The organism is Thermogladius sp. (genome assembly GCF_049970955.1).
Classification (GTDB): Archaea; Thermoproteota; Thermoprotei_A; order Sulfolobales; family Desulfurococcaceae; genus Thermogladius.
The window spans coordinates 1-5,165 of sequence record NZ_JBMFLY010000059.1; the positions used below are offsets into that span (position 1 = coordinate 1).

6 protein-coding genes and 1 pseudogene are annotated in these 5,165 nt (G+C 54.4%); 2 read left to right on the top strand and 5 right to left on the bottom strand.

All coding sequences use genetic code 11. The features are described 5' to 3' along the window. The 3 genes and pseudogenes from ACP5VX_RS06080 to ACP5VX_RS06090 form a co-directional block, all read right to left on the bottom strand. Nucleotides 1-596 (bottom strand): annotated as a pseudogene (locus ACP5VX_RS06080) (AAA family ATPase); the annotation flags it as partial. 111 nt (nucleotides 597-707) lie between these two features. After that, nucleotides 708-980: an elongation factor 1-beta gene (locus tag ACP5VX_RS06085; protein WP_428724994.1), complete on the bottom strand. Its 273-nt coding sequence runs from the start codon at nucleotides 978-980 to the stop codon at nucleotides 708-710. A 9-nt stretch (nucleotides 981-989) separates the two neighbouring features. Next, nucleotides 990-1,208, bottom strand: a complete 219-nt coding sequence (locus ACP5VX_RS06090; RefSeq protein WP_428724995.1) for a zinc finger domain-containing protein — start codon at nucleotides 1,206-1,208, stop codon at nucleotides 990-992. A gap of 73 nt (nucleotides 1,209-1,281) precedes the next feature. Here ACP5VX_RS06090 and pth2 point away from each other — a divergent pair, with 73 nt between their 5' ends. Further along, nucleotides 1,282-1,644 (top strand): peptidyl-tRNA hydrolase Pth2, encoded by a 363-nt coding sequence (gene pth2 / locus ACP5VX_RS06095; protein WP_428724996.1) that lies wholly within the window; start codon nucleotides 1,282-1,284, stop codon nucleotides 1,642-1,644. After that, nucleotides 1,641-2,726, top strand: a complete 1,086-nt coding sequence (gene truD / locus ACP5VX_RS06100; protein WP_428724997.1) for a tRNA pseudouridine(13) synthase TruD — start codon at nucleotides 1,641-1,643, stop codon at nucleotides 2,724-2,726. Before pth2 ends, truD begins: the two co-directional genes overlap by 4 nt. A gap of 63 nt (nucleotides 2,727-2,789) precedes the next feature. On the opposite strand, the gene ACP5VX_RS06105 is transcribed toward truD, so the two are convergent. Both ACP5VX_RS06105 and ACP5VX_RS06110 read right to left on the bottom strand, forming a co-directional pair. After that, on the bottom strand, nucleotides 2,790-3,296 hold the full coding sequence (locus tag ACP5VX_RS06105; protein WP_428724999.1) for a transcription elongation factor: 507 nt from the start codon (nucleotides 3,294-3,296) through the stop codon (nucleotides 2,790-2,792). A gap of 75 nt (nucleotides 3,297-3,371) precedes the next feature. After that, nucleotides 3,372-5,165: glycoside hydrolase family 13 protein (locus tag ACP5VX_RS06110; RefSeq protein ID WP_428724998.1), on the bottom strand; the 1,794-nt coding region annotated here is incomplete at its 5' end.

Here is a 5,165-nt window from a genome sequence, read left to right on the forward strand (position 1 = left end):
AGCTCGATAAGTTCCCTGACCCTCTGTATGATGTGCTTCATGCCCCCGATGTCTTCGTAGGTAACGCGCGGCAGCCTGTAGGTCTCCATCGGCTTCTCCGAGATCGTTACTATCGTGTCCTTCGTCACCACAACAGGCCCCTTCGGCTTAGTGTATATCACCTTGAACGGTATGGTCTGCCCCAGGACGGGCACTACTACTATGTCCTCTTCAATGAGCGGGCGGTTGAGCAACTTGTTCTTCACGAAGTCCGCTAGTTGAGAGTCTGGTGGAGCGTAGTACTTGCTTGGCGCCAGTTTTATCGAGACAGCGTTAGCAGCCTCTGTTTTCTCCACAATTACGAGGTCTCCTATCTTTACACCAGCGTTTTGTCTAGTTGTGTTGTCTATCCTTATGACTCCTAGCCCCCTGTCCTGGGGCTTACTCTCCATTACTCTGACCACGGTCCTCCTCTTACCCTCGATGATCACGATGTCCCCGTTCATCAGGCCTGTTCTCTCGAGTACCTCCGGGTCTACTCTACCAATACCCTTTCCCACGTCTTTGGGCTCGGCCTCTAGAACCCGCAGTGTGAGCTTGACTCTCTCACTCGACATTTAGGTAGCACCGCCTCCCGAGAGATTTTATGATGTAGGGTCCTTATAGGTGCATCAGCGGGAAAAACTAGAATACACTGGAAGACACGCTTAGAAGGCTAACTTGGCACTTCAGCTAACTCTGTGCACGATCTCCACTTCTACCTGGCTGACGCCCGGGACGCTCGACACCGTCTCCTCTAACTTCTCAGTGCCCCCCTCGGTCTGTTCAGGCATGAATATGTAGAGCCGCAGGGCGTTCAACCCGAACGCGATTGGCTCGATATCGTACCCTTTGAGCTCGTAGCCTTCGGGCAGCGCCTTCTCAATCCTCTCTTTCAGCTCCTCCGGTTTAGTCTCGACATCCTCGGGTAGCACTTTTAGAACGACCAGTACCCTCGCCATATACACCACCTAAGGCCCCCTGAAGCCACAACTAGGGCACTCGTAAGGGATGCCCAGCTGGCGACAACGCTTACAGCGCCTTATAATAGCCTTCCCGCAGTTTGGGCAAAAGAACTCCACGCCGTGCTCGTGGGGCATCATCGGTCGGTGACAACTGCTACATACAGGCGTCGTCGCTGGCTCGTGTATGGATATGTTTAGCGATGTAAGCATGTACTTTGACGCCATGTTGTATCACACTAATCCATTCATATCAACATTTAAACAGTTTAAAAACATACTTGTCACTGGCCTGTGGAACATGGCGGGAGAAGATTACAAGCAGGTCGTGATAGTCAGAAGCGACCTCAACATGAGCAGGGGGAAGTTAGCCGTCCAAGTAGCCCACGCCTCTCTAATGGCAGCATTCGAGGCGTACAGAGAGCGTAGAGAGTGGTTTACGGCGTGGTGGGAGAGCGGGCAGAAGAAAGTCGTGGTCAAGGTGAGTAGTGAGGGTGAGCTTATCGAGCTCTACGAGAAGGCTAGGCAGCGGGGGCTGCCGGCGTCTCTGGTAAGGGACGCTGGCTTAACGGAGCTGCCGCCCGGCACGCTGACAGCTGTCGCTATCGGGCCTTGCCCAAGTAAACTAGTAGACGAACTCACAGGAGGCTTAAAACTCCTTTGATCAAGAGGTACGTCAACGTACTCGACTTCGTGCTTGACATAGCCTACTTGGTCACCGAGAAAGGTCTACACGCCGAGTACTGCCAGACCCCCTCCTCCTTCCACGTACAAGAAGTGCTCGACAGAGGCGTTCTGACCGAGAGGGGGGAGTACGCTGTTCTAGAGGTGAGGAAGAGGGGGCTAGACACGTACGAAGCCTTGAGGATAATGTCGAAAGAGGCGGGTATCCCCCTACAGAACTTCCTCGTCCTGGGATTGAAGGACAAGGACTCGACCAGCGTCCAGTACGTCTTCGTTAAACGAAGTTTACTTCCCGAGAACTTCAGCTTGGAGAGGGGCGGCGTCGAGGCCAGAGTTGTAGGGTTCAGCAGGGGCAAGCCGAGCAAATCGGCGCTGTTGGGGAACCGGTTCAAAATAAGGTTCGAGACCTCCCACGAGTCAGATTACCAACTCGCGAAAGAGATAATGAGACTCGTGGTAGAGCATGGCCTTCCTAACTACTACGGTTACCAGAGGTTCGGGGTTAAGAGGCCTGTGACCCACTTGTTGGGCAAGGCCGTCCTCGAAGCCGACTCGGCGTTCTTCGCGAAGACGCTGCTCAGCGACACTACGCCGTTAGAGTCGGAGAAGAGCGTGCTTAGTAGAACTCTCATGAAGTTCGACGACAGCTTGCTGTATGAAAAGATGTGCTACGAGATGCCTCCTCTCGAGGACTGCGGGCTCGCCCTCAATAAGAAGTTGCGGAACCTTTACGTAGACGCTTACGTATCCTACCTTTTCAACAGGTTACTCACGAGGTTGATAGATTCGAACAAGGGCTCCCTACCCGACACCAAGATACCGACGCTGGGCTGCGATAGAACGGCTTACCAGCAACTTTTGACTGAGGAAAAGCTCGAGCCGAGAAACTGGGGGCTGGTCAAGTGCTGGTACAGAGACAGCGTTATTAGGCCCGCCGACCCCTCGGTGAGCAGGGAGGGGAACACCCTCGAGATATCCTTCACGCTCCCGAGAGCGGGTTACGCCACCATTGTCATAAGAGAGCTCTTCAAGGAGAACTTCTTAGTCCAGCAAAACCGGTGACAGCACCTCTACGGCCCAGAACTCCCGAGGCCTGCGACCTGGCTTAAAGCGGGTTCGCGGCCGTCATTCAAATGTTATCTTTATGTCCTTCCCTAGAATAGTAGATATGAACCTCCTGTACTTCTCCTCCTTCCCCTTTAGGTACTTCCTGTCTCTCCTCGGGATCCTTACCACCATCTGCTCGCTCCCGTCAGGAAGCCAGAGCGTGTTGATCCCGAGTATGGTCGCGGGGTAGAGCAGTTGCTCCATCAGCTTCTTGACGCCTTCGCCCTCCAGGAGTACTTTAGCGCTCTTCCCTAACCTGGAAGACAGCTCCTTGGCTATCTTGTCGAGACTAACCTTATCCCAGTCGCCCTTCAAGATGACTATGACCTCGTCCCCGAAATCAAAGGACTTGATATAGTTGCCTGTCCTGAGCTCCTTGAGGTCTTCCTCCAGCTCCATCAACGCCTTCATTATAGGGATCTCTTCCCTTGCGACCTCCCCCGACTCCACCTTGCGCTGGCAGTTCGGGCACAGCACACCGCTTTTAACACATATCCTGTCTAGCGGGTACTTCACTAGGAACATCACCAGGTCTACGCTTAATCATAATGAGAGATTCTTTAATTGATTTAAATATATTGGTGTCGGTCGCCGACCGCGCTACTCTTTCACGAGGATCAGCGCAGAGAGCGGGCTGACACGAATCTTGTTGACGACTACGGCCTGATAACCGGCCGGGTAAACCACTCTCCAAGCCCCTTCGGGTAGCTGAACCTCGTGGTCTATTAGGCCGTTATTCGCTATCACTAGGACTTCGTCGTTGTATCCTCGAGTGTACACTAGCAAGTCATCGCTCGAGTACAGTACACGTATGATACTCGTGTTGAGCCCTGGTAGAGTGTGCTTAAGGGTCGTTAAGTACAGGTAGTGGTTGTAGACCTCGGGTATCAGTTGATCCCACTGGATGGGGTACCTCTGCTCGTCGAAGTGGTTTTTGTCGCCCAGAGCACCTCTCTCGTCGCCCTGGAATATCACTGGCATGCCCGGCATAGTGAACTGGAGCACGGTTAGTAGTTTGAGTCTCTGTATAGACTCGTAACTGGGCTTATCGCCCAGTCTGCCCCCGCCGAGGTCCGTCAGAACGCGCGATGTGTCGTGGCTGTCGACCACGTTGAAGCCCATACCCGCTACGTTAACACCTATGGAGGCGTAGAAGACCGATAGAGCCTCGGCTGCCTGGGTACCAGTTATCCTACCACTACTGAATGCGAGGAGAATCCCTCTGCCAAGCGAGTAGAACATAAGCGAGTCGAATAAATCTCCTTTGAGCCAGGAGGGGTCTAAGTCCCAGATCTCGCCGACGATGTAGGCTTGGGGGTACTTGCTCTTAACGAGAGCCCTCAACTCCCTGAAGAAGTCCTTCGCGCCGAGGAGGTCTGTCGGGGTGTCTATCCTCATCCCGTCGAAGCCGAAGTCCATCCAGTAGAGCGCCACGTTCAGCAGGTAGTCCCTCACCTCCGGGTTGGTGGTGTTCAACTGTGGTAGACTGCCGAAGCCCCACCAGCACCTGTAGGCCGATGAGTCTCCGAGCTTGAACGGCCACTTGTAGATCGTGAACCAGTACCAGTACTTGCTCGAGGGGCCCTTTTCGTAGACGTCTAGGAAGGCCCAGAAGCCTATGCCGACGTGGTCCGGTACGAAGTCGAATATCACCCGTATGCCTAGGTCGTGTGCCCTAATTATCAGGTTCCTGAGGTCCTCCTGCGTCCCGTACTTGGGGTCTACAACCAGGTAGTCGTAAGTGTCGTACCCGTGGACGCTACCCGAGAGGAAGATGGGGTTTAGGTATATCATGTCCACCCCCAGGCTCTTTAAGTAGCCTAGCTTCATGGTGATGCCCTTCAAGTCACCGCCGAAGTACTGGTGGCAGCAGTGCAGCGGCGTTATAGGGTCACTCCAGTTCGAGAAAACGGGTCTCGACGTGGAGAAAGCGTTCAGCCACAACTCGTCTGTCCTGTTCGCTAGGAGGTCGTTCGTTGGGTCTCCATTGTAGAACCTGTCGGGGAAGATCTGGTAACCGACCGAGCCGACCACCCACCTCACCTGCGGGAACCTGTCGACGCCGTCGAAGTTGAACAGTGGCCTCTCAGTGGTGTTGTACAGGTAGACTCTCCGACCTTCACTCGTCGCGAGCACAAAGTAGTACTCGAAGGGGCCTACACCGTCGACCCTTGCGTACCACATCTCGTACCCGCTCCACTTGAGCTGTCTCTTCATCTCTATTGAGGTCCCGTTGACGACGACATAGACGCTCGAGTAGGTCCCCGCGGGTGTCGTCAATCTCAGTACTACCCCACCGTCTGCCACGGAGAGGAACGCCGGGTCGGCCGGGTTGAACACAGCGCTCGATCCCCCGCTACCCAGGTATTCCTCCACCGGGAAGGTCGTAGCGCT

Coding starts and splice junctions, on each gene's coding strand:
- ACP5VX_RS06090 (WP_428724995.1), bottom strand. CDS start 1,208: ATGGCGTCAAAGTACATGCTTACATCGCTAAACATATCCATACACGAG.
- ACP5VX_RS06085 (WP_428724994.1), bottom strand. CDS start 980: ATGGCGAGGGTACTGGTCGTTCTAAAAGTGCTACCCGAGGATGTCGAG.
- pth2 (WP_428724996.1), top strand. CDS start 1,282: ATGGCGGGAGAAGATTACAAGCAGGTCGTGATAGTCAGAAGCGACCTC.
- ACP5VX_RS06105 (WP_428724999.1), bottom strand. CDS start 3,296: ATGTTCCTAGTGAAGTACCCGCTAGACAGGATATGTGTTAAAAGCGGT.